Origin of the sequence: Caenispirillum bisanense (assembly GCF_039523075.1) — a bacterium.
GTDB lineage: Bacteria > Pseudomonadota > Alphaproteobacteria > Rhodospirillales > Rhodospirillaceae > Caenispirillum > Caenispirillum bisanense.
The window spans coordinates 1-22,085 of the sequence record NZ_BAAAEP010000027.1 but is presented as its reverse complement, the minus strand read 5'-3'; the positions used below and the strand labels follow the sequence as shown (position 1 = coordinate 22,085).

Annotated in this window: 22 protein-coding genes; 16 read left to right on the top strand and 6 right to left on the bottom strand. The window is 71.3% G+C overall.

What is annotated here, in order from left to right; translation table 11 throughout:
- Positions 1–99 precede the first annotated feature (99 nt).
- Positions 100–405, top strand: a complete 306-nt coding sequence (cowN, locus tag ABD056_RS13150) for a N(2)-fixation sustaining protein CowN (RefSeq protein WP_343867282.1) — start codon at positions 100–102, stop codon at positions 403–405.
- A gap of 8 nt (positions 406–413) precedes the next feature.
- Here cowN and ABD056_RS13145 read toward each other — a convergent pair whose 3' ends face one another.
- Positions 414–944 (bottom strand): D-glycero-alpha-D-manno-heptose-1,7-bisphosphate 7-phosphatase, encoded by a 531-nt coding sequence (locus ABD056_RS13145; RefSeq protein ID WP_343867280.1) that lies wholly within the window; start codon positions 942–944, stop codon positions 414–416.
- Positions 945–1,106: 162 nt separating this feature from the next.
- On the opposite strand from ABD056_RS13145, the gene ku reads away from it, so the two are divergent.
- From ku to ABD056_RS13085, 12 genes are all read left to right on the top strand, one after another.
- Positions 1,107–2,006 (top strand): non-homologous end joining protein Ku, encoded by a 900-nt coding sequence (ku, locus tag ABD056_RS13140; protein ID WP_343867279.1) that lies wholly within the window; start codon positions 1,107–1,109, stop codon positions 2,004–2,006.
- 10 nt (positions 2,007–2,016) lie between these two features.
- Positions 2,017–4,743 (top strand): DNA ligase D, encoded by a 2,727-nt coding sequence (ligD, locus tag ABD056_RS13135; protein WP_343867277.1) that lies wholly within the window; start codon positions 2,017–2,019, stop codon positions 4,741–4,743.
- Between the two features lie 70 nt (positions 4,744–4,813).
- Positions 4,814–5,590 carry a 3'(2'),5'-bisphosphate nucleotidase CysQ gene (gene cysQ, locus ABD056_RS13130; RefSeq protein WP_343867275.1) on the top strand — a complete coding sequence of 259 codons (777 nt, stop codon included), beginning with the start codon at positions 4,814–4,816 and terminating at the stop codon, positions 5,588–5,590.
- Complete coding sequence (locus tag ABD056_RS13125) at positions 5,587–6,540, top strand: L-threonylcarbamoyladenylate synthase (RefSeq protein ID WP_343867273.1); 954 nt, start codon at positions 5,587–5,589, stop codon at positions 6,538–6,540. The genes cysQ and ABD056_RS13125 overlap by 4 nt, the downstream gene beginning before the upstream one ends.
- 106 nt (positions 6,541–6,646) lie before the next feature.
- A complete protein-coding gene (gene mbhE / locus ABD056_RS13120) occupies positions 6,647–9,379 on the top strand; it encodes a hydrogen gas-evolving membrane-bound hydrogenase subunit E (RefSeq protein WP_343867271.1) in 2,733 nt (910 codons plus the stop codon).
- A 4-nt stretch (positions 9,380–9,383) separates the two neighbouring features.
- Positions 9,384–9,776 (top strand): Na+/H+ antiporter subunit C, encoded by a 393-nt coding sequence (locus tag ABD056_RS13115; RefSeq protein ID WP_343867270.1) that lies wholly within the window; start codon positions 9,384–9,386, stop codon positions 9,774–9,776.
- Complete coding sequence (locus tag ABD056_RS13110) at positions 9,773–11,290, top strand: Na+/H+ antiporter subunit D (RefSeq protein WP_343867268.1); 1,518 nt, start codon at positions 9,773–9,775, stop codon at positions 11,288–11,290. The genes ABD056_RS13115 and ABD056_RS13110 overlap by 4 nt, the downstream gene beginning before the upstream one ends.
- Positions 11,287–11,760: a Na+/H+ antiporter subunit E gene (locus ABD056_RS13105; protein ID WP_343867266.1), complete on the top strand. Its 474-nt coding sequence runs from the start codon at positions 11,287–11,289 to the stop codon at positions 11,758–11,760. Before ABD056_RS13110 ends, ABD056_RS13105 begins: the two co-directional genes overlap by 4 nt.
- Positions 11,757–12,095 (top strand): MrpF/PhaF family protein, encoded by a 339-nt coding sequence (locus ABD056_RS13100; protein ID WP_343867264.1) that lies wholly within the window; start codon positions 11,757–11,759, stop codon positions 12,093–12,095. Before ABD056_RS13105 ends, ABD056_RS13100 begins: the two co-directional genes overlap by 4 nt.
- The gene (gene mnhG / locus ABD056_RS13095; protein WP_343867263.1) at positions 12,092–12,514 is read left to right on the top strand and encodes a monovalent cation/H(+) antiporter subunit G; all 423 of its coding nucleotides are present in this window, start codon (positions 12,092–12,094) and stop codon (positions 12,512–12,514) included. The genes ABD056_RS13100 and mnhG overlap by 4 nt, the downstream gene beginning before the upstream one ends.
- Before the next feature lie 8 nt (positions 12,515–12,522).
- The gene (locus ABD056_RS13090) at positions 12,523–13,188 is read left to right on the top strand and encodes a response regulator transcription factor (RefSeq protein ID WP_343867262.1); all 666 of its coding nucleotides are present in this window, start codon (positions 12,523–12,525) and stop codon (positions 13,186–13,188) included.
- Between the two features lie 20 nt (positions 13,189–13,208).
- Positions 13,209–14,591 carry an ATP-binding protein gene (locus ABD056_RS13085; protein ID WP_343867260.1) on the top strand — a complete coding sequence of 461 codons (1,383 nt, stop codon included), beginning with the start codon at positions 13,209–13,211 and terminating at the stop codon, positions 14,589–14,591.
- Here the strand turns inward: ABD056_RS13085 and ABD056_RS13080 are convergent.
- On the bottom strand, positions 14,588–14,974 hold the full coding sequence (locus ABD056_RS13080) for a hypothetical protein (RefSeq protein ID WP_343867259.1): 387 nt from the start codon (positions 14,972–14,974) through the stop codon (positions 14,588–14,590). The genes ABD056_RS13085 and ABD056_RS13080 overlap by 4 nt on opposite strands.
- A 125-nt stretch (positions 14,975–15,099) precedes the next feature.
- Between ABD056_RS13080 and ABD056_RS13075 the strand changes: the two genes are divergently transcribed.
- Positions 15,100–15,600, top strand: a complete 501-nt coding sequence (locus ABD056_RS13075; RefSeq protein WP_343867257.1) for a TetR/AcrR family transcriptional regulator — start codon at positions 15,100–15,102, stop codon at positions 15,598–15,600.
- On the opposite strand, the gene ABD056_RS13070 is transcribed toward ABD056_RS13075, so the two are convergent.
- The gene (locus ABD056_RS13070) at positions 15,601–17,184 is read right to left on the bottom strand and encodes a diguanylate cyclase domain-containing protein (RefSeq protein WP_343867256.1); all 1,584 of its coding nucleotides are present in this window, start codon (positions 17,182–17,184) and stop codon (positions 15,601–15,603) included.
- A gap of 580 nt (positions 17,185–17,764) precedes the next feature.
- Between ABD056_RS13070 and ABD056_RS13065 the strand changes: the two genes are divergently transcribed.
- On the top strand, positions 17,765–19,201 hold the full coding sequence (locus tag ABD056_RS13065; RefSeq protein WP_343867254.1) for a diguanylate cyclase domain-containing protein: 1,437 nt from the start codon (positions 17,765–17,767) through the stop codon (positions 19,199–19,201).
- Positions 19,202–19,208: 7 nt separating this feature from the next.
- Here the strand turns inward: ABD056_RS13065 and ABD056_RS13060 are convergent, their stop codons facing one another.
- Entirely contained in the window at positions 19,209–20,213 is a 1,005-nt protein-coding gene (locus ABD056_RS13060) for a magnesium transporter CorA family protein (protein ID WP_343867253.1), read from the bottom strand.
- A gap of 102 nt (positions 20,214–20,315) precedes the next feature.
- Entirely contained in the window at positions 20,316–20,876 is a 561-nt protein-coding gene (locus ABD056_RS13055) for a type 1 glutamine amidotransferase domain-containing protein (RefSeq protein WP_343867251.1), read from the bottom strand.
- A gap of 135 nt (positions 20,877–21,011) precedes the next feature.
- On the opposite strand from ABD056_RS13055, the gene ABD056_RS13050 reads away from it, so the two are divergent.
- The gene (locus ABD056_RS13050) at positions 21,012–21,830 is read left to right on the top strand and encodes a creatininase family protein (protein ID WP_343867249.1); all 819 of its coding nucleotides are present in this window, start codon (positions 21,012–21,014) and stop codon (positions 21,828–21,830) included.
- 6 nt (positions 21,831–21,836) lie between these two features.
- Here ABD056_RS13050 and ABD056_RS13045 read toward each other — a convergent pair.
- Positions 21,837–22,085: hypothetical protein (locus ABD056_RS13045; RefSeq protein WP_343867248.1), on the bottom strand; the 249-nt coding region annotated here is incomplete at its 5' end.

The window sequence follows — 22,085 nt, the reverse complement described above, 5'->3', positions numbered from 1 at the left end:
CGTCCGGCCGCTGGTGCGGCGGCGTCTTGCGGCGGGGCGGCCGGTCCGTAAGGTGGCGGTGGCCCCCGCCGGCTCATCCTCACCAGGGATCGCGGACCCATGACCATATCGACGGACGTCTCTGCCACCGACCGCTATGTCAGCTTCTCCGGCATCGATTGCGAGGGCAACACAGCGCGGCTGCTGGCGCGGGTGTTCCACCACATCGACGACCCGCTGAAATCCAACGCCTTCTGGGACAAGTTCCGGGCCGAGGTGGCGGCGGCGGAGGACATTCACGCCCGCAAGTTCGACGGCCTGTGCCTCGTGTGCGCCCGCGTCGGCATCATCGCCGAGCTGTTCGAGCAGTACGACGACACCGAAGGCCTGGCGCTGCTGGAGCAGATCGAGAACGAGTGCTGCTGACCGGCCCCTCAGCCGCCCGCCGCCAGTAGCCGCTGCACGAAGGCATCCAGGTCGCCGTCAGTATAAAGATGCCCGGCGATGCCGGCGGCGGCGGCGGCGTCCAGGTCGCGCTGCTTGTCGCCGATGAGGAAACTGCGGCCGCGGTCCACCGGCCACGCCGCCAGCAGACGGGTGAGCATGCCGGGCTTGGGCTTGCGGCAGTCACAGTCGACGGCATAGGCGGCGACGCTGCCGGTCTTCAGGTGCGGGCAGTGCTCCCACCCATCCACATGGGCGCCGACGGCGGCCAGTTCGGCGTCGATGCGGGCGTGCAGGGCGCGCATGTCGTCCTCGGTATACATGCCGCGGGCGATGCCGGACTGGTTGGTGACCACGAACACCAGGAACCCGGCCTCGTTCAGCCGCCGCACCGCCTGGGGCGCGCCCGGCATCCACTCCCAGTCCTGCCAGCGGTGGACATAGCCGTGATCGACGTTGAGCACGCCGTCGCGGTCGAGGAAGGCGGCGGGGCGCGGGGCGGCGGCGGGGGCGGCGGTCATCGGGCGGGCTCCGGGGCAGGGCGGCGCAGACGGTCGTGGTGGTAGTGGCGGAGGTTGTAGCGGGCGGCGGCGGGGCTGTGCAAGCCGCCCCGCCGAACTGGGGCCGGGGCAGGGGCGTTCGACTCTTCGGCAATCCCCGGTGCGTCGGAGGCGCGAACACCCATGGCCGCCCGTCCCTACTGGAAAGGTCACATCCGCCTGGCGCTGGTGTCGTTCCCCGTGCGGCTCTATGCCGCCGTCACCGGCTCCAGCAAGATCAGCCTGCACCGCTATCACCGCGACACCGGCGAGCGGGTGCGCAACCAGCTCTACGTGCCCGACCACGGCCCCATCGACAGCGACGAGGTGGTCATGGGCGCCGATGCCGGCGACGGCTTCGTGCCCATCGAGAAGGAAGACATCGACGGGCTGAAGGTGGACTCCAAGCACACCATCGACCTGTCCCACTTCGTCGATGCCGCCGATGTGGACGCCATCTACTACGACAAGCCCTATTTCCTCACCCCCGACGGCGACATCGCCAACGAGGCCTATGTCACCATCCGCGATGCCCTGCGCGGCGCGAAGAAGATGGCGCTGGGCCAGATCGTGCTGGCGGGCAAGGAGCACATCGTCGCCATCCGCCCCTGCGGCAAGGGCATGCTGCTGGAAACCCTGCGCTATTCCGACGAACTGCGCGAGGCGGAGGAGTTCTTCGCCGACGTCCAGGACGTCAAGCCCGACAAGGAACAGGTGAAGATGGCGCAGCAGCTGATCGAAAGCCGCGCCGGCGAGTTCCGCCCCGATACCTTCACCGACCACTACCAGGCCGCCCTGAAGGAACTGATCGACGAACGCATGCACGGCCACGAGCCGCCGCCGGGCAAGGGCAAGCCGAAGCCCAAGGGGCAGGTCATCAACCTGATGGACGCGCTGAAGAAATCCATCGCCGACGACGGACCGGCCGCCGCCGCCGAGCCGGCGAAGAAGCGCAAGACGGCCGCCAAGGCCAAGACCGCCTCGACCACGGCCACCACCGCCGCCGGCAGCAGCGGTCGCGGCAGCCGCCGCAAGACCGGCTGAGGCCGGCGCCATGCCGCGCAATGGCCGGTCTTCCCCCACCCCGTCGCCGCCGACGGAGGCGCCGGCCGTGCGCGCCGCCGACGCCCTGGCGGCCTACGTCGCCAAGCGCGACTTCTCGAAAACGCGGGAGCCGCCGGCCAGCGCGCCGAAACGGCGGCGCAAGGGCGATGCGCCCATCTTCGTGGTCCAGAAGCACGACGCCACCCGCCTGCACTGGGATTTCCGGCTGGAGATGAACGGCGTGCTCGCCTCGTGGGCGGTGACGCGGGGGCCGTCGCTCGACCCCGCCGACAAGCGGCTGGCGGTGCATACCGAAGACCACCCCATGGACTACGCCGGCTTCGAGGGTGCCATCCCCAAGGGCCAGTACGGCGGCGGCACCGTCATGCTGTGGGACGGCGGCACCTGGGAGATGCTGGAAGGCGACGACCCGGTGGCGCAGGTGGAAAAGGGCAAGCTCGACTTCCTGCTGCACGGCCAGCGCATGCAGGGGCGGTGGGCGCTGGTGCGCATGGGCGGGCGCAAGGCCTCCGACAAGGGCAAGGACAACTGGCTGCTGATCAAGAAGAAGGACGACTTCTCCCGCCCCGGCGAGGGCGAGGCACTGGTGCGCACCTTCATGACCAGCGCCGTCACCGACCGCAGCATGGAAACCATCGCCCGCGAGGAAGGCGCCGCGCCGCCCGATCCGGCCCCCGCCAATAAGGCCCCCGCCAGGAAAGCCGCCGCCAAGGCCGCCCCCGCCCGGCGCGGCGGCGCGGCGCTGCCGGCCTTCGTGGCGCCACAGCTGGCGACCCGCGAGCCGCGCCCGCCGGCCGGCGCCGACTGGCTGCATGAAATCAAGTTCGACGGCTATCGCATGATCGGCCGGGTGGAGGGCGGCAAGGCGCGGCTGCTCACCCGCTCCGGCAAGGACTGGACGCCGCGGTTCAAGGCCCTGGCGGCGGCGCTGGCGGCGCTGCCGGCTGACAGCCTGATGGTGGACGGCGAGATCGTGGTGCAGGACGAGGCCGGCGCCAGCGACTTCGGGCTGCTGCAGCAGGCCATCGCCGACAAGCAGACCGACGCCATCCTGTTCCACCTGTTCGACTGCCTGTTCCTGGACGGCGAGGATCTGCGCGACCAGCCGCTCGTCGCCCGCAAGGACCGCCTGCGCGCCCTGCTGGAGGCGGCCGACCTGCCGCCCGACGCCCTGCTGCGCTACTCCGACCACATCGACGGCGCCGGGCCGCGGGTGTGGGAAAAGGCCTGCGGCATGCGGCTGGAAGGCGTCATCTCCAAGCGCCGCGACGGGCCCTATCGCTCCGGCCGCGGGCGTGACTGGGTGAAGTCCAAGTGCATCGAGCGGCAGGAGTTCGTCATCGGCGGCTTCACCGAGCCCACCAAGGGCGGCCCCGGCATCGGCGCGCTGGCGGTCGGTTACCACGATGCCCATGGCGCCCTGGCCTACGCCGGCAAGGTCGGTACCGGCTATACCGAGGCGGTCGGCCGGTCCCTGCGCAAGGCGCTGGAGGCGCGGCTGCGCAAGACCTGCCCGTTCACCGAAGGCGGCGCCAAGACGGAACGCGACATCCGCTGGGTGAAGCCCGATCTGGTGGCGGAGGTGGAATACGGTGCCTGGACGCGCGAGGGCATCCTGCGCCACGCCGCCTTCAAGGGCCTGCGCGAGGACAAGGACGCCCGTGACGTGGTGCTGGAACCGCCCGCCGCCACCCCGGCCGGCGAAGGCTACGCCGAGACGGTGGCGACGGAGCCGGAGCCCGACCCTGAGCCCGAGCCGGCTCCCGCGCCCGCCCCCAAACGCCGCCCCGCCGCCGCCAGGGCGGCCGGCAAGGCGGAGGCGCCGAGCTTCCGCGGTGTGCGCATCACCAGCCCGGAGCGGGTGGTCTACCCCGGCCAGGGCCTCACCAAGGGGGAGATCGCCGCCTACATGGACGCGGTGGCCGACCACATGCTGCCCTATGTCGCCGACCGGCCGCTCGGGCTGGTGCGCTGCCCGGAGGGGCGCGGCGACAGCTGCTTCTTCCAGCGCCACCCCGGCATGGGGCTGGCGAAGTCGGTCAGCGGCGTGCCGGTGACCGAGAAGGGCAAGACCAAGACCCACGTGATGATCACCGATGCCGCCGGGCTGATCGGGCTGGCGCAGTCGGGCGTCATGGAAATCCACCCCTGGGGGGCGCGGGCCGACGATCTCGCCCACCCCGACGTGATGATCCTCGACCTCGATCCCGACCCTAGCGTCGCCTTCGCCACCGTGCGGGCGGCGGCGCAGGAGGTGCGCCAGCGGCTGGCCGATCTGGGGCTGGTCAGCTTCGTCAAGACCACCGGCGGCAAGGGCCTGCACGTGGTGGTGCCGCTGCCGCAGCGGCGCAACGACTGGGCGGAGGTGAAGGGCTTCTCGCAGGCGCTGGCGCGGCAGATGGCGGCCGACGATCCCGGCGCCTACGTGGCGGTCATGACCAAGGCCAAGCGGACGGGGCGCATCTTCATCGATTACCTGCGCAACGGCCAGGGCGCCACGGCCATCGCGCCGTTCTCCACCCGCTCGCGCGAGGGGGCGCCGGTGGCGGTGCCGGTGACGTGGGAGGAACTGCCCCGGCTGGCCTCCGGCGCCCGCTGGACGGTGGAAACCCTGCCGGCCCGCCTCAAACGGCTGAAGGCCGACCCGTGGGAGGGCTATTTCCAGCTGCGCCAGTCGCTGACCCGCAAGGCGCTGAAGGCGATGGGTCTCGGTTGAATTGCGGCTGACTTCGGCCGACGCATGCGCTAAACCGGCCGGAACCGTCACGCCGACTGCGGAGGAAGCCATGTCGCTGCCCGATCTCGCCGCCCTTGCCGAAGCCCTGCGGCCGATCATGCGCCGCGCCGGCGAAGCGACGCTGGAGATCTACCGCACCGACTTCGAAGTCTTCCGCAAGGAAGACGCGAGCCCGGTGACCGCTGCCGATGCGGCGGCGGAGGAAATCATCCTCTCCGCCCTGGGGGCGCTGACGCCCGACATTCCGGTGGTGGCCGAGGAACAGGCCGCCATCGGCAACATCCCGGAGATCGACCAGGCGCCGTTCTGGCTGGTCGACCCGCTGGACGGCACCAAGGAATTCATCAACCGCCGCGACGAGTTCACCGTCAACATCGGCCTCATCGCCGACCGCCGGCCGGTGCTCGGGCTGGTGTACTGCCCGGTGCTCGACCAGCTGTACGTTGGCCACGGCGCCGGCACCGCCACCCGCGAGGTGGCCGGCGTGCGCGAGGACATCCGCGTCCGCCGCCCCGACGGCGACGGGCTGATCGTGCTGTCCAGCCGCAGCCACGCCAATTCCGAGGCGCTGGCGGCCTTCCTCCAGGGCCAGCCGGTGAAGCAGGTGATCGACGCCGGCAGCTCGCTGAAGTTCTGCCGGCTGGCGGAAGGGCAGGCGGACATCTACCCCCGCTTCGGGCCGACCTGCGAATGGGACACCGCCGCCGCCCATGCGGTGCTGGAGGCGGCGGGCGGCAGCGTCACCCTGACTGACGGTGGCGCCTTCCTCTACGGCAAGCCGGGCTTCCTCAACCCCCACTTCATCGCCCGCGGGGCCGCCGCATGAGCCGCATCCTGCCGGCCGCCGATCCCGCCACCCTGGCGGAAGCGGGGGCGCTGCTGCGGACCGGGCGGCTGGTGGCCTTCCCGACCGAGACGGTCTACGGCCTCGGCGCCGATGCCACCGACGATGCCGCCGTCGCCTCCATCTTCGAGGCCAAGGGACGGCCGCGCTTCAACCCGCTGATCGTGCATGTGCCCGACCTGGCGGCGGTGGTGCCGCTGGCGGTGCTGGACGACCGGGCGCGGGCGCTGGCCGCCGCCTTCTGGCCGGGGCCGCTGACCCTGGTGCTGCCGCGCCGGGCCGACTGCCGCCTGTCGCTGCTGGTGTCGGCCGGGCTCGACAGCGTGGCGGTGCGGGTGCCGGCCCATCCGGTGGCCCATGCCCTGCTGTGGGCGGCGGGGCGGCCGGTGGCGGCGCCCTCGGCCAACCGCTCCGGCTCCATCAGCCCGACGCGGGCGGCGCATGTGGCGGAAAGCCTGGGCGACCGGGTGGCGCTGATCGTCGACGGCGGCGCCTGCACCGTGGGCGTTGAGTCGACCGTTGTTGACCTGACCGGACCGCAGCCCGCCATCCTCCGCCCCGGCGGCATCACGCGGGAGCAGGTGGAGGCGGTGATCGGCCCGGTGACGGAAAGCGCCGGCGACCCCGACGCCCCCAAAAGCCCCGGCCAGCTGCTCAGCCACTACGCACCCGACCGGCCGGTGCGGCTGAACGCCGCCGACCGGCAGCCGGGGGAGGCGCTGCTCGGCTTCGGCGGCACGGCGACGGCGGACCTCGACCTGTCGGCATCCGGGGATCTGACGGAGGCGGCGGCCAACCTGTTCGCCCACCTGCGGGCGCTCGACCGGGCGCCGTTCACCGGCATCGCGGTGGCGCCGGTGCCCGACCGCGGCCTCGGCCACGCCATCAACGACCGCCTCCAGCGCGCCGCCGCCCCAAGGGGCGCCGGTTAAAATAAACCTTTCATGAATGACCCGGTCATGAACCGTTCATGACCCCGGCTCATATCTCTTCGAAGCGCCCGGCATCGGGGCCCGGCGCAGGCAGAAGAGGTGAACGGTGGGCAACGGAACGGTTCATGCGGCCCAGGGTGGACAGATGGCGGCGGCGGCGCATCCCAGCAAGGCGCCGCCGTGGTTCGGGCCGGCCTTCGCCCTGCCGCCGGCCATTGCCGCCCTGCTGTTCGCGCTGCTGCTGCCGACCGTTTCCGGCGGCACCGCCCATGAATGGACGCTCGCCTGGGCGCCGGAGCTGGGGGTGGAACTGGCCTTCCGGGTCGACGGCCTGTCGCTGCTGTTCGCCCTGCTGGTGACCGGCATCGGCGCCGCCACCATGCTCTATGCCGGCGTGTACATGAAGGAGCATCCGCGCATCGGACGCTTCTTCCTGTACCTGACGCTATTCATGATCTCCATGCTCGGGCTGGTGCTGGCCGATGATGCCATCGCCCTGTTCGTGTTCTGGGAACTGACGACGATCACGTCGTTCCTGCTGATCGGCTTCACCCACGACGACCCCACCTCGCGCCGTAACGCCCTCCAGGCCCTGCTGGTGACCGGCGGCGGCGGCCTCGTGCTGCTGGCCGGCCTGCTGCTGCTGGGGATGGAAGCCGGCACCCTGCGGCTGTCGCAGATGGATGGCGCGGCGGTGCAGGCCTCGGCGCTCGGCACCGCCATGGCGGTTCTGGTCATCATCGGCTGCTTCACCAAGTCGGCGCAGTTCCCGTTCCATTTCTGGCTGCCCAACGCCATGAGCGCGCCGACGCCGGTGTCGGCCTACCTGCACTCGGCCACCATGGTGAAGGCCGGCGTCTATCTGATGGCCCGTTTCGCGCCGGTGTTCGGCGACATGGCGGTGTGGGTGTGGAGCCTGACCGTCGCCGGTGCGCTCACCGCCGTCATCGGTGCCCTGTGGGCGCTGCGCCAGACCGACCTGAAGCAGATGCTGGCCTGGACCACGGTCATGGCGCTCGGCACCCTGACGCTGCTGCTGGCGGGGTCGGAATCGGTCAGCATCGCCGCCGCCATGACCTTCCTGGTCGTCCATGCGCTGTACAAGGCCACCCTGTTCCTGGTGGTCGGCATCCTCGACCACGACGCCGGCACCCGCGACCGCCGCCAGCTGTCGGGCCTGCTGAAGGCCATGCCGCTGACGGCGGCGGCGGCCATGCTGGCGGCCGGGTCCATGGCCGGCTTCCCGCCCTTCCTCGGCTTCATCGGCAAGGAACTGACCTATGAAGGCGCGCTGGCGCTGACGGCGCTGCCGTGGCTGTCGGCGGTCGGGCTGGTGCTGGCCAGCGCCTGCATGGTGGCGGTGGCGGGCATGATCGCCCTCGGCCCCTTCCTCGGCCGTGAGCGGCGTTCGGTGGCGGAGCATCCGCACGATCCGCCCTTCGGCATGCTCATCGGCCCGATCCTGCTGGCCGCCATGGGCCTCGCCTTTGGCCTGGCGCCGGCGCTCATCTCCGGCAGCATCGTGCAGCCGGCGGTTGTGGCGGTGATGGGCGGCCCGGCGGAGGTCAAGCTGGTGCTGTGGCACGGCGTCAACGTGCCGCTGATGCTCGGCCTGCTCACCTTCGCCATTGGCATCGGCCTGTATGTCTTCCGCCATCGCGCCATCGCGGCGGTGGATGCCGTCGTCACCCGCCTGCCGACCACCGGCGATGCCGTCTACGACCGCAGCCTGACTGGCCTCAAGTGGCTGGCGGCGGCGCAGACGGCGGTGCTCCAGTGCGGCCGGCCGCGGGTCTATCTGGCAGCGACCGTCGCGGTGGTGGCGGTGGCGGTGCTGGCGACGCTGGTGGTCGGCGGCGGCCTGCGCTGGCCGGCCGGCAACCCGACGCCCGACCTGCTCGGCGTTGCCGCCGTGGTGGTGGCGGCGGCGGGCACCGTGCTGGTGGTGCTGACGCCGTCGCGGCTGGCCGCCATCGGCGGGCTCGGCATGGTCGGCACCGCCATTGCCGTGCTGTTCCTCATGCACGGCGCCGTCGACGTGGCGACCACCCAGTTCCTGGTCGAGACCCTGGTGGTGGTGCTGCTGGCCGTCGCCATGCTGCGCCTGCCGCCGCTCACCCGCCTGCCGCCGCGGCCGCGCGGCACGGCGGTGCGCGACGGGCTGATCGCCGGCGCCGCCGGGCTGATGGTCACCTGCGTGCTGCTGGCCGTGCTGGCCGAGCCCTTCGACCGCCGCGTCACCGACTTCTTCGAGGCCGCCAGCTGGCCCGAGGCCTATGGCCGCAACATCGTCAACGTCATCCTGGTCGACTTCCGCGCCCTGGATACCTTCGGCGAGATCGCTGTGGTGGCGGTGGCCGGCCTGGGCGCCTATGCCCTGCTGCGCAACGACCGCGTGGTGCCGAAGGCGCCCGCCGACAGCCTGATCCTGCGCACCGCCCTGCGCGGGCTGGCGGCGCTGCTGCTGGTGTTCGCCCTGTTCATGCTGCTGCGCGGCCATAACGAGCCCGGCGGCGGCTTCATCGCCGGCCTGATCGCCGCCACCGCCTTCGCCCTGGTCACCCTTGGCCATGGCGTCGACAAGGCGCGGCGGGCGGTCGGCGCGACGCCGCGGGCGGTGGCGCTGGGCGGCCTCGCCCTCGCCCTGGCGGCGGGTCTCGCGGGCCTGTTCAGCGGCGGCGCGCCGTTCGAGGGCCTGTGGATGTTCCTCGGCGGTGACCCCGCCGCCGGCGACAAGGGCACCCCGCTGTCGACCGTGCTGCTGTTCGACATCGGTGTGTTCCTGGTGGTGGTCGGATCGGTGCTGGCCATCGTGTTTGCCCTGGAAGAGGAGGCCTGAGGCCGTGGACGTTCTGCTCGCCCTGCTCGCCGGCCTGCTGACCGCCGCGGCGGTATGGCTGCTGCTCGACCGCTCGTTGGTGCGGGTGCTGTTCGGGCTGGCGTTGCTCGGCAATGCCGCCAACCTGGTGATCTTCTCCGCCGGCCGGCTCACCGCCGGGGCGCCGCCCATCGTGCCCGTGGGGGCCGAGGCGCCGCTGGAGACGGTCGCCAACGCCCTGCCGCAGGCCCTCATCCTGACCGCCATCGTCATCAGCTTCGGCCTGTTCGCCTTTGCCCTGGCGCTGGTCCACCGGGCCCACAAGGATCTCGGCACCGCCGACATCGACGCCCTGCACGACGCCGAGCCAAGCCCCCACGCCGACCCGCACCATTCCACCCCGGAGACCGGCCGATGAGCCCCGCCATGCTTCTCACCCTGCCGATCGCGGTGCCGTTGGCGGCGGCCATCGCCGCCTTCTTCGTCGGCCGCGCCGGCGGGCCGCAGGCGGCGCGCTGGGTGTCGGTGGCCGGCAGCGCCGCGCTGCTGGTGGTGTCGCTGGCGCTGATGGCCGAGGTCTGGGCCGTCGGCCCCATCGCCGCCCAGATGGGCGGCTGGGCGGCGCCCTTCGGCATCACCCTGGTCGCCGACGTGCTGGGGGCGGTGATGGTGGTCATCACCGGCCTGTCGGGGCTGGCGGTGGCGCTCTATGCCGTTGCCGACATCGACCCGGCGCGGTCGCGCCTCGGCTGGCATCCGCTTTACATGGTGCTGCTGGCCGGCGTGTCCGGCGCCTTCCTCACCGGCGACCTGTTCAACCTCTACGTCTGGTTCGAGGTCATGCTGATCGCGTCGTTCTGCCTGCTGGTGCTGGGCGGCGACCGCGAGCAGCTGGACGGCGGCCTGCGCTATGTGTTCCTGAACCTGGTGGCGACGGTGATGTTCCTCAGCGCCGTCGGCCTGCTCTACGGCCTGACCGGCACGCTGAACATGGCCGACCTGCACGTCGCCCTGAAGCAGGTGGACAGCCCGGCGCTGGTGACCACCATCGCCATCCTGTTCGTCGGCGCCTTCGGCATCAAGTCGGCGGTGTTCCCGCTGTTCTTCTGGCTGCCGGCGTCCTACCACACGCCGCCGGTGGCGGTGTCGGCCATCTTTGCCGCGCTGCTGACCAAGGTGGGCGTCTATGCGCTGATCCGCATGTTCACCCTGGTGTTCACCCAGGACGTCGACTACACCCACGGCCTGCTGCTGGTGATCGCCGGCCTGACCATGGTCACCGGCGTGCTGGGGGCGGCGGCGCAGACGCAGATGCGCAAGATCCTGTCGTTCCACATCATCAGCCAGATCGGCTACATGGTGATGGGCCTGGCGCTCTATACCCCGCTGGCGCTGCTGGGGGCAGTGTTCTACCTGGTCCACCACATCATCGTGAAGGCCAACCTGTTCCTGGTCAGCGGCGTCGCCAAGCGGATGACCGGGTCGTTCGAGCTGGAGCGCATCGGCGGCCTGTACCGGGCCAAGCCGTGGCTGGCGGTGCTGTTCCTCATTCCGGCGCTGTCGCTGGCCGGCATCCCGCCGCTGTCGGGGTTCTGGGCCAAGCTGGTGCTGGTGCGCGCCAGCCTGGAGGTGGAAAGCTGGCTGATCGCCGCCACCGCCCTGGTGGTCGGCCTGCTGACCGTGTTCTCCATGAGCAAGATCTGGGTGGAGGCGTTCTGGAAGCCCCACCCGGACGGCGACGCCGCCGTGACCGTGACGGCGCCGACGCGGCTGGAGACGGTGATGCTGGTGACGCCCATCGTGCTGCTGGCGGCGGTGACGGTGATCATCGGCGTGGTGCCGCAGCCCTTCCTCGACCTCGCCGCCCGCTCCGCCGCCGAGCTGATGGCGCCTGAAGCCTATGTCCGCACCGTTCTGGGAGCCGCGCCATGATCCTGTTCATGCTCAACCTGTGCCTGGCGGTCGGCTGGGGCTTCCTGTGGAGCGACTTCAGCCTGTCCAACCTGCTGGCCGGCTTCGGCGCCGGCTATCTGGCGCTGCTGGCCAGCCGGCCGCTCTATGGCCACAGCCGCTATTTCGGCACCGTCTGGCGGGCCCTGGCGCTGGCCGTCTACTTCCTGTGGGACCTGCTGCGGTCGAGCATCAAGGTGGCGTGGGACGTGGTCACCCGCCGCCACCTCAGCCGGCCGGGCATCGTCGGCGTGCCGCTGGACGCCCGTACCGACGGCGAGATCCTGCTGACCGCCAACCTGATCTCGCTGACGCCGGGCACCCTCAGCCTTGATGTCTCCGGCGACCGCAAGACGCTGTGGGTGCATGCCATGTTCATCGACGACCCCGATACGCTCCGCCGTGACCTGAAGAACGGCATGGAGCGCCGGGTGCTGGAGGTGCTGCGATGATGATCCTGCCGTCGGTGGCGGAAATCGGCCCCCTGGTCGCCTTCGCCGCCATCCTCTGCGCGCTGATGCTGGGGGCGGCCATGCTGCTGACCCTGTGGCGCATCGCCCGTGGGCCGAGCCTGCCCGACCGTGTCGTCGGCCTCGACCTGGTGGCCCTGCTGGCGGTCAGCGTCATCGGCCTGCTGGCCCTGGTCCACCACGAGGCCGCCTTCCTGGATGCCGCCCTGGCGCTGGCGCTGGTGGCCTTCCTGAGCACCATCGCGCTGGCCCGTTACGCCGTGCAGCGCCCGCGCAGCGGCAGCCGGCCGGAGCGGCCGGAGGAGGAGCAGCCATGAGCATCACCCTGTCGGACGTCGTCGTCGCCTTCCTGCTGCTGTCCGGCGGCTTCTTCTCGCTGGTGGCGGCGCTCGGGGTCGTGCGCCTGCCCGACGTGTTCATTCGCATGCATGCTTCGACAAAGGCCGGTACATTGGGCGGCGGCCTGATCATGGCGGCGGTGGCGGTGGAACTGTGGGATGCGGGGGTGACGGCGCGGGTGATCGCCATCATCGCCTTCCTGCTGCTGACGGCGCCCATCGCCGCCCATATCATCGGCCGCGCCGCCTATCGCATCGGGGTGCCGCTGTGGGAGGCCAGTGTGGTGGACGAGTGGCGCGGCCGCGAGGACCCGGCGCCGCCCGAGGAGCTGGATACCGGACCGCAGCGGCCGACGCAGCCGCTGCCGCCGCCGGCATCCGGGAGTGTGCAAGGATGAGGTCTGACATGCGCGTGCTGATCGTCGAAGACGAAACCTTCCTCCGCGAGACGCTGGAGCAGACCCTGCGGGGCGCCGGCTTCATCGTGGAAGGCTGTGACGATGGTCTGGTGGCGGAGCGCCTGGGCCTGTCGGAACCTTGGGATGCGGTGGTGCTCGACCTCGGCCTGCCCGGCCATGACGGCGTCAGCGTGCTGCGCCGCTGGCGGGACGAGGGCATCACCGCGCCGGTGCTGATCCTGACGGCGCGCAGCCGCTTCAGCGACAAGATGGCCGGCTTCGCCGCCGGCGCCGACGACTACCTGACCAAGCCGTTCGAGCCCGAGGAAGTGGTGGTGCGGCTGCGGGCGCTGATCCGCCGCGCCGCCGGCCATGCGACCTCGGTCCTCAGCTGCGGTCCGGTGCAGCTGGATACGGCCGGCGGACGGGTCACCGCCAACGGCGTGCCGCTGCACCTGACGGCGCAGGAATTCCGCATCCTCAGCTACATGATGCACCACCAGGGGCGGGTGATCACCCGCTCCACCCTCATGGCCCATGTCTACGACCATGCCTCCAGCCGCGAAAGCAACGTGGTCGACGTGCTGCTGAGCCGCATCCGGCGCAAGCTGCCGGTCAACATCATCCAGACCGTGCGCGGCCAGGGCTATCGCCTGGCCATGCCGTCCGGCTGAGCGGCAGGAGGGCCGCCGCCATGGCGCCGCCGCGCCTGTCCCTGACCAGCCGCCTGGTGGCGGCGGCGGTACTGTGGATCATCGTCGGCTGCGCCGCCGGCGCGGTGGCCCTCGACCATGCCTTCCGCGAGGCCCAGGCCCACCGCCTGACCGGCAAGCTGGAACTGGCGGCGCGGCTGATCGCCGGCGGCCTGACCCTGACCCCGGCGGGCGACCTCAGCCTCGAAGGTGTCGGCCTGCGCGAGACCGAGAACGGCACCTGGTACTGGCAGGTGGTGCTGGAGGACGGCCGCATGCTGCGCTCCCCCTCCCTCGGCGCCACCATCCTGCCGCAGGACAGCATCTCCGCCCCGCCCGGCGAGGTGATGGCGGGCGGCTACACCGTCGGCCCCCTGGGCGAGGCGGTGGTGACGGCGGAGACCTCCACCGAACTGCCCGGCGGCATCACCGCCCACGTCAAGGTGGCGCTGGCCGACCGCGAGATACGGGTGGCGCTGGCCCGCTTCCGCTCCATCCTGGCGACCATCATGGTGACCCTGAGCGTCGGCCTCGCCGCCGCCATCGTCCTGCAGGTGCGCTGGGACCTGTCGCCGGTGCGGCGGGTGCAGGCCGACCTGCAGCGGGTGGCGGAAGGCGAAGGCTCGCGCCTGAACGAGGACGTGCCGCGCGAGCTGCGGCCCCTGGTGGCCGCCTTCAATGACGTGCTCGACACCAACCGGCGGACGGTGGAACGTTCGCGCAATCTGGCCGGCAACCTCGCCCACGCCCTGAAGACCGAGATCGCCGTCCTGCGCAGCGAGGTGGCGCGCATGGGCAGCGACGCCCGCAAGGTGGTGGAGCGTCGGCTGGCCACCATGACCGACCTGATCGAGCGCCACCTGGGGCGCGGCGGCCTCGCCCGCGGCAATGGCGCCGGCGCCGCCCGCACCGATACCGCCGGCGTGCTGGGGGAGGTGGCGGCCATGCTGTCCAAGGTCTACGGCCCCCACGGCATCACCGTGCAGCTGGAAACCCTGGGCGCCCCCGACTTCCGCGGCGACCGCGACGACTTCGTGGAGATGACCGGCAATCTGGTCGAAAACGCCTGCAAGCACGCCGGCGCCCTGGTGCGGGTGATCGCCGAGCCACGCGGCGACCGCCTGGTGGTGCGGGTGGAGGACGACGGCCCCGGCCTGCCGGCGGAGCGACGGGCGGAGGCGCTGAAGCGTGGCACCCGCCTGGACGAACAGGTGCCGGGCAGCGGCCTCGGCCTCGCCATTGTCGCCGATCTGGTGGAGGACTACGGCGGCGCCTTCGCCCTCGGCGATGCGCCGCTGGGCGGCCTGTCGGCGGAACTGGTGCTGCCGGCGGCACCGCCGCAGGTGCGGCCGCCGACGCCCCATCACGCCGCCGCCGACGCCTAGGCCGCGACCGCCCGACGCGCCCGCCGGCCCTGTCCGGCGCGGGTGAGGGCAGGGATGGCGAGGAAGATGATCCACTGCGGCATGGTCCAGACGGTGCCGAGCCGGGTCAGGCCGTAGAACAGGAACAGCCCGGCAAAGCCAAGCTGGATGCCGCTCAGCACCGCCTCAAGCAGCGGGTCGTCGTGCTGCGCCAGTCGCCACAGGCCGAGGGCCAGCACCGCCAGGACCACCGTCACCGCATGCCACAGCACGGCGGCAATGGCCGCCAGCGGCGGATCGGTGAGGATGGTCTGCAACGGCTCGTGGACCTCCGGCCCGCCGGCGAAGACGTGGATGCACAGGGTAAGGGCCATCAGGGCGCTGGCGAGGCGGGTGAGGATCATGATGGGACGCTCCATACGGTTCAGTATGGTCTAGGCGAGCGGCTTGATCCTGTCAATACGCCGGCGTATGGTGGCGCACGATGAGCGATGCGGCAAAACCCAGACTGAGCGCCGAGGACTGGCTGATGGCCGGGTTCCGGGCGCTGGCCCGGTCCGGCCCGTCGGCCTTGCGGGCCGAGGCCCTGGCCCGCGACCTGGGCGCCACCAAGGGCTCGTTCTACTGGCATTTCAAGGACTTGCCCGATTACCTCAGCCGCCTTCTCGGGCTGTGGGAGGAGCGGGCGTTCGACGGCGTGATCGCTGGGCTCGACCCCGCCCTGCCGCCGCGGGCGCGGCTGGAGCAATTGTGCATGCTGGCGGTGGAGTTCCGCGATCCCGTCTACGGCGGGGCACAACTGGAACCGGCCCTGCGCGCCTGGGCCCTCTCCAACGCCGAGGTGGCGCAGGCGGTGGCCCGCATGGATGCGCGCCGGGTCGCCTATGTGGCGGCACTGTGCCGCGAGGCCGGCATCACCGCCCCGGCGGCGCCGGTCATGCTCTACGCCCTGGCGGTGGGGCTGGAGATCATGGGCGAGGGCGAGCGGGAGGCCGGCGCCGCCATGGCGGAGATGCTGCGGCGGCTTTAGCTAGGCCGGGGCGCCGGCGTCCTGATCCGCCAGCATGTCGGCGCAGCGCCACTGGCCGCGGCCGGACCGCTTGGCGTCGTACATGGCCTGGTCGGCCAGGGCGAGCAGGTGGTCGAGGCCGCTGCGGTCGTCCGGCCCGCAGACGGTGACGCCGATGGAACAGCCGATCTCCACCGGCCGCCCGTCGGCCAGATGGAAGGGCAGGGCGAGGCACTGGACGATGCGGTCGGCGATCTCCGCCGCCTGATCCTCGCGCTGGACGGCGCACAGCACCACGAACTCGTCGCCGCCGACGCGCGACACCACATCGCTGTCGCGCACCGCCTGGGTCATGCGGTCGGCTGCCTGGCGCAGCACCAGGTCGCCGGCATCGTGGCCGTAGGTGTCGTTCACCGGCTTGAAGCGGTCGAGGTCCACCACCATGGCCGCCACCCGCAGGCCGTCCGCCTGGGCGCGGGCCATGATGCCGCGGGCGCGGGTGGCGAAGGACAGCCGGTTGGGTAGGCCGGTGAGCACATCGTGATGGGCGAGATGGCTGATGCGGCCGTGCATGCGCGCCACCGCCCGCGCCACCGATCCGATCTCGTCCCGCCGCCGCACCGGCAGGCCGGCGGCCTCGGTCTCCTGGCCGTCGCCGAGGCGCGCCACCGCCTGCTTCAGGGCCAGCAGCGGCCGCACGATCAGCACCTGCAGGGTCACCCCCAGCAGCCCGACGATGGCCAGGATGGCGGTGACGGCGATGCCCCAGGCGGTGTTCAGCGTCTCCCGCGCCGCCGCCATCAGGTCGCGCGGCTGCCGCGCTTCCAGCACCAGGGCGGGACGGCCGCGGATGTCGCGCAGGGCGACCGTGGTGGTGATGGTGCGGTCGTCGACGATGGTGACCTGCACGTCCTCCACCGGCGCGCTGCGGCTGCCGGCGGTGGAGCCGGCGCCTTCCGGCAGTCGCAGGGCGGTGAGGTTGAGGCGCAGGCGGGCGGCCAGGGCCTCCACCACCGTCTCGTCGAGCCGCCGGGCCATGACGATGGCCCCCTGCGGCGGCAGGGTTTCGGTGGTGTCGGTGATGGGGCGGGTGGCGACCAGCATCACCTCCCCCTGCCAGCGCCACAGCCCGATCACCCGGCTGCCGACCCGCGGCACATGCACCAGCGCCGGCTGTGCCACCGGCAGGCCGATGGGCAGGCCCTCGGCCGGCAGCAGCTCGTCGCCGTCGTCGCCGGCCAGGCGGCCGCTCCAGATCACCCGGCCGTCGGCATCGGTGAACAGCATCAGGTCGATGCCGAGCACGTGCAGGGCGCTCGGCTGCAGGTTGGCCTGGGCGTAGGCGTCGTTCCATTCGCGGGCGAAGGCGACGCTGTCGTCCCACGAGGCCCAGTCGCGCACCAGCTTGTCCAGGCTGTCCAGTTCCGCCCGCACCGCCTCGCCGACACGGGCGCCGGCCAGTTGCGCCTCGCGCCGTTCCAGGCGGGAGAAGGTGGGCTCGACCACCGCCGACAGGATGGTCGCAAGGGTCAGGATCAGGGCCAGCAGTCCGGCAAAGAACAGGGTGGCCGCCCGCGCCTGGATGGTGTTCAGGAGTGAGAGCAAGATTTCGGTATCTCCCCAGGCGCCCGGTGGGAGGGGCGTTCCCGTGTCATGGTTGCCCACGATCTTGTGGATGGGTTCACGCCCACTCTACGCCGGGTGCGCGGGAACGTTCCTGGGAATATGGGATGCGGCGGAATACCCTTTGGTCTATTCGTCGCGAGTCGGATACACCTGTGCCGTGGCAGAACTACTTGCTGGGACTGGTGTTCACTCGCCAGCATTATCCGGCCGAAGAAGGTTAGGAGCGGTGAAGTCTTATCACCTTTTTCCATCTTCCTTTTCTAATGCGCCTGAGTTCTCCAGCCGGAGGTGGGCAGAGGGAGTTTTTCTTACGGAGGTTGCTGCCATGCCAGCCAAGGGGCTCCATCCGACGGAGAGTCTTATGGCGGTATGATTATCTTAATGGGACCTTCGTATCATCCGTTCTATGCAATAGGCCATACGTCCGGCGCTTTTGCTTCGACGGGTCAAAGTTGACTGTTAAGGTTGGCCGAAACGCACCCGAGTGCCGACTACTCCTGATGAACAACCTGCCGCCCGTTCCATGCGGTGCGGCCTGCGGTGAGCCATGGATCGTCCGGTGTCCGCGCCGTCCACATTCCCTGTCGGCCGTCATGCGCCGTCCCTGCGGGCGGCGGTCCGTCGCCGGCTGCCCCTGCTGACGCTGCTTCTGTGCCTTGTGGTCGGCGGGGCGCTGACCGAATGGGTCACCAACCTGGCCGAGGAGCGGGTGGAGGAACAGCGGGCGGCCGCCGCCAGCCTGTTCCTCAGCGGCGTGCGGGCGCGGCTGGAAGGGGCGGTCGGGCTGGTGGAGACGGTGGGCGAGCAGGTGGCCAACGCGGTGCGCCAGCGGCCCTTCCTCACCCAGGACGATTTCGTCACCGTGGCGGCGGAGGCCCGCAAGGCGGTGCCGCTGATCCGCCACATGGCGCTGGCGCCCGACAACGTGGTCAGCATGGTGCATCCGCTGGCCGGCAACGAAAGCGCCCTCGGCCTGCGCTACCAGGACGTGCCGGACCAGTGGGCGACGCTGGAGGAAGCGCGCGATCTGGCCCGCAACGTCCTCAGCGATCCGGTGCGGCTGGTGCAGGGCGGGTCCGCCTTCATCCTGCGCATTCCCATCTTCGTCCGCCGGCTGCCCTACCACCCCGATTTCCCCATGCGCTACTGGGGCGTGCTGTCGGTGGTGGTCGAGCATGATGCCCTGGTGGCGGTGGCCGGGCTGGCCGATCATGCCCTGCCGCTCGACATCGGCTGGCGCAGCGAGGGGCACTTCGGCCACCCCGACGGCATCATCGACGGCCCGCCGGAAGCCTTCGGGCCCGGCGCCATCACCCTGCCGGTGCGCATCCCCGGCGGTGCCTGGACGCTCGCCGCCCGGCCGCAGGCGGTGGGGGCGCCGGAGGCGATGCTGGTGCGGCTGGTGGGGTGGAGCGTGACGGCGCTGGTGGCGGCGCTGTTCTTCGTCGCCCTGCGCGCCCATCGCCAGGCCGCCGACCTCGCCCTGCGCGACCACCTGACCGGCCTGCCCAACCGCCGCCTGCTGCTGGAACGGCTGGAACAGCTGGTCGCCCTCAGCGACCGCACCGGCACGCGCTTCGCCGTGTTCTACTTCGACCTCGACGGCTTCAAGCCGGTCAACGACCGCCATGGCCACCGCGCCGGCGACCAGCTGCTGATCGAGGTCGGCGCCCGCATCAACGGCGTCATCCGGCGGTCCGACACCCTGGCGCGGGTGGGCGGCGACGAGTTCGTGCTGGTGTCGGCCGAAACCGCCACGGTGGCCGAGGCGCGCCTGCTCACCGGTCGTATCCGCGGCGCCATTGCCGAGCCCTTCCGCATCGAGGGCGACGACATCCGCCTCGGCACCAGCGTCGGCTGCGTCATCTACCCCACCGACGCCGACAGCATCCACGCCCTGCTGGAAGAGGCCGACGCCCGCATGTATGCCGACAAGGCTGCCCGCAGCGGCGCCGCCGCCGTAACCGGCCGCCACGACGCCGGCGCCGCCGCCTGAGCCGCCGTCACAGCCAGCCGCGGCGGCGGAAGTAGCCGATGGGCAGCACCGCCGACAGCACCATCAGGCCGAGCGCGAAGGGGTAGCCGAAGGGCCACGACAGTTCCGGCATGATCTCGAAGTTCATGCCGTAGATGCTGGCGATCAGCGTCGGCGGCATGAAGGCCACGGCCACCACCGAGAAGGTCTTCACGATGTTGTTCTGCTCGATGTTGATGGCGCCGAGCGTCGCATCCAGCAGGAACCCCACCCGCGCCGCCTGGAAGTTGTCGTGTTCGGCCAGCGACTGGATGTCGCGCTGCAGGGTCTTGAGGGTGCGCTTCTGCTCGCCGCTGAGGTCGGGCCGCGTCGCCATCACATAGGCCACCACCCGCGACAGGCCGGCGAGGCTGTCACGCACCTTGCCGGCCAGGTCGCCGGCCTTGCCGATGCCGCGCAGCACCTCCTGCAGGTCGCGTTCGGCGGGCGGGCGGCGGCGGTCCTTGCGCGGGGCCTTGCTTTCCTGCGGCCAGGCGCGGTCGAAGATGTCCTGCGACAGCCGTTCCAGCCGCTGGGCGATCTGTTCCAGCACGTCGGCGGTGCGGTCGATGAGGGTGTCGAGCAGCCCGATCAGCACCGCCACCGGGCTGCCGCCCAGTTGCGGCGCCCGGTGCAGGCGGTCGGTGAAGATGCCGATGGACTTGGGCTCGACATAGCGCAGCGTCACCAGCGCCTGCGGCGCCAGCACCAGGGTGAGCACGCCGGCCTCCGGCGCCTCGGTCTCGGCATAGGCGACGACGCTGGTGGTCATGTACAGGCTGCCGCCGTCCTCGTAGAGCCGGCTGGAGGCCTCGATCTCCACCATGTCCTCGTGGGTCGGCAGGTCGATGCGCAGGGCAGCCGCCAGGGCGGCCCGTTCCTCCGGCGTCGGGTGGAGGACGTCGATCCAGGTGGCGCCTTCGGGCAGCGGGTCGCCCGGACCCATGATGCGCCGGTGGATGGCGCCGGCGCGGAAACAATAGGCGACGATCACGGTAGCGGAAACCTCCGGTCCTGCAGGTGCTCCAGGATGACCGTGCGGCCGTCCGGGAGCAAGCTGCAAGGCCGTGACCGCCGCCTGCCTGCCGTCGCCGGGTCAGGCGGCGCGGCTGTAGGTCTTGCCGCCGGCGATCTCCTCCGCCAGGGCGTCGACGAAGGCGGGGATGTCGTCGGGCTTGCGGCTGGTGACGATGCCCTGGTCCACCACCGCCTCGGCGTCCTCCACCTGCGCGCCGGCGTTCTTCAGGTCGGTGCGGATGGACTGGTAGCTGGTCATGCGCCGGCCCTTGGCGATGCCCGCCTCGATCAGCATCCACGGGCCGTGGCAGATCGCGCCGATGGGCTTGCCGGAGCGGTTGAAGGCCTGCACGAACTGCACCGCCTTGGGCTCCGCCCGCAGCAGGTCGGGGTTGATCTGGCCGCCGGGGATGACCAGCGCGTCGTAGTCGTCGGGCTTCACGTCGTCGAGCAGCTTGTCGACCGCCACCGACTTGCCCCAGTCGTCCTTGTCCCAGCCGCGCAGCTCGCCGGACTTCAGTGACACCACATGGACGGTGGCGCCGGCCTCCTTGAACTTCGCCCGCGGTTCCAGCAGTTCCGATTGCTCGAAGCCGTCCATGGACAGGATGGCGATGGTCTTGCCGTTGAGCGTCCGCATGCGGATCCTCCTTTGGTGTTGGATCGGATGTGCGGGGTCAACGCGCCCCCGCCGGGCGGCGTTCAGGCCGCTTCCCTGGTGACAACGGCGGCCGGCGCGGTAAAACTGCCTGCGACCAACGTGTGGGAGGCTGCCTTGAACGGATTGCAGAGCGGCTACTGGCAGGACCTGACGACCGAGGACTTCGCCACCGTCGACCCGGAGCGGGTGATCGCCCTGCTGCCGGTGGCGGCCATCGAACAGCACGGGCCGCACCTGCCGCTCTACACCGATGCCTGCCTGAACGAGGGCATCGTCGCCCGCATGCTGGAACTGCTGCCGGAAACCCGCACGGTGCTGGTGCTGCCCACCCTGCCGGTCGGCCATTCCATCGAACACGCCGGCTTTCCCGGCACCCTGACCCTGTCGGCCGAGACGCTGATCGCCCTGTGGACGGAGATCGGCGCCAGCGTCGCCCGCACCGGCATCCGCAAGCTGATCCTGTTCAACACCCACGGCGGCCAGGGGCAGATCGTCGACATCGTCGCCAGCCGCCTGCGCGACCGCTTCCGCATGCTGGTGGTGCGGGCCAACTCCTACCGCCTGGGGGTGCCGCCCGACCTCTTCCCCGAGGAGGAACTGACATTCGGCATCCACGGCGGCGGCGTCGAGACCAGCATGATGCTGCACCTGCGCGCCGATCTGGTGCGGACCGAGTTCGTCGCCCGTTTCCCCTCGCTGGCCGAGGACCTGGCCGCCGACTGCGAGCAGCTGCGGTCCGACAAGCCGGTGGGCTTCGCCTGGGCGGCGCAGGATCTCAACCCGGAAGGGGCCATGGGCGACGCCGAGGATGCCGATGCCGAGCGCGGCGCCCTGCTGGTGGACCATATCGCCCGGGGGCTGGTCGAGCTGGTGGCGGATGTGGAGGCCTTTCCGCTCCACCAGTTGCGGGTCGGCCCGGCGGAAATCGCCTGATTCCGCTCACGCCCCCTGTCGCCGGCGGCGCAGCAGCCACAGGGTGTCGAGGGTGAAGCTCAGCAGCAGCGTCAGCACCGCCGTGCCGGCCAGCAGCAGGGCCGCCTGCACCGGCAGCGCCGGCGGCGGCGCCAGGGCGGCGAACAGCAGCGCGGCAGACAGGGCGCAGTCCCGCCGCCGCCGCGACGACGCCGGCAGCGCCGGCGGCAGGCGGCTCAGCAGCAGGGCGGCGGCGACGCCGGCATAGCGGGCGAG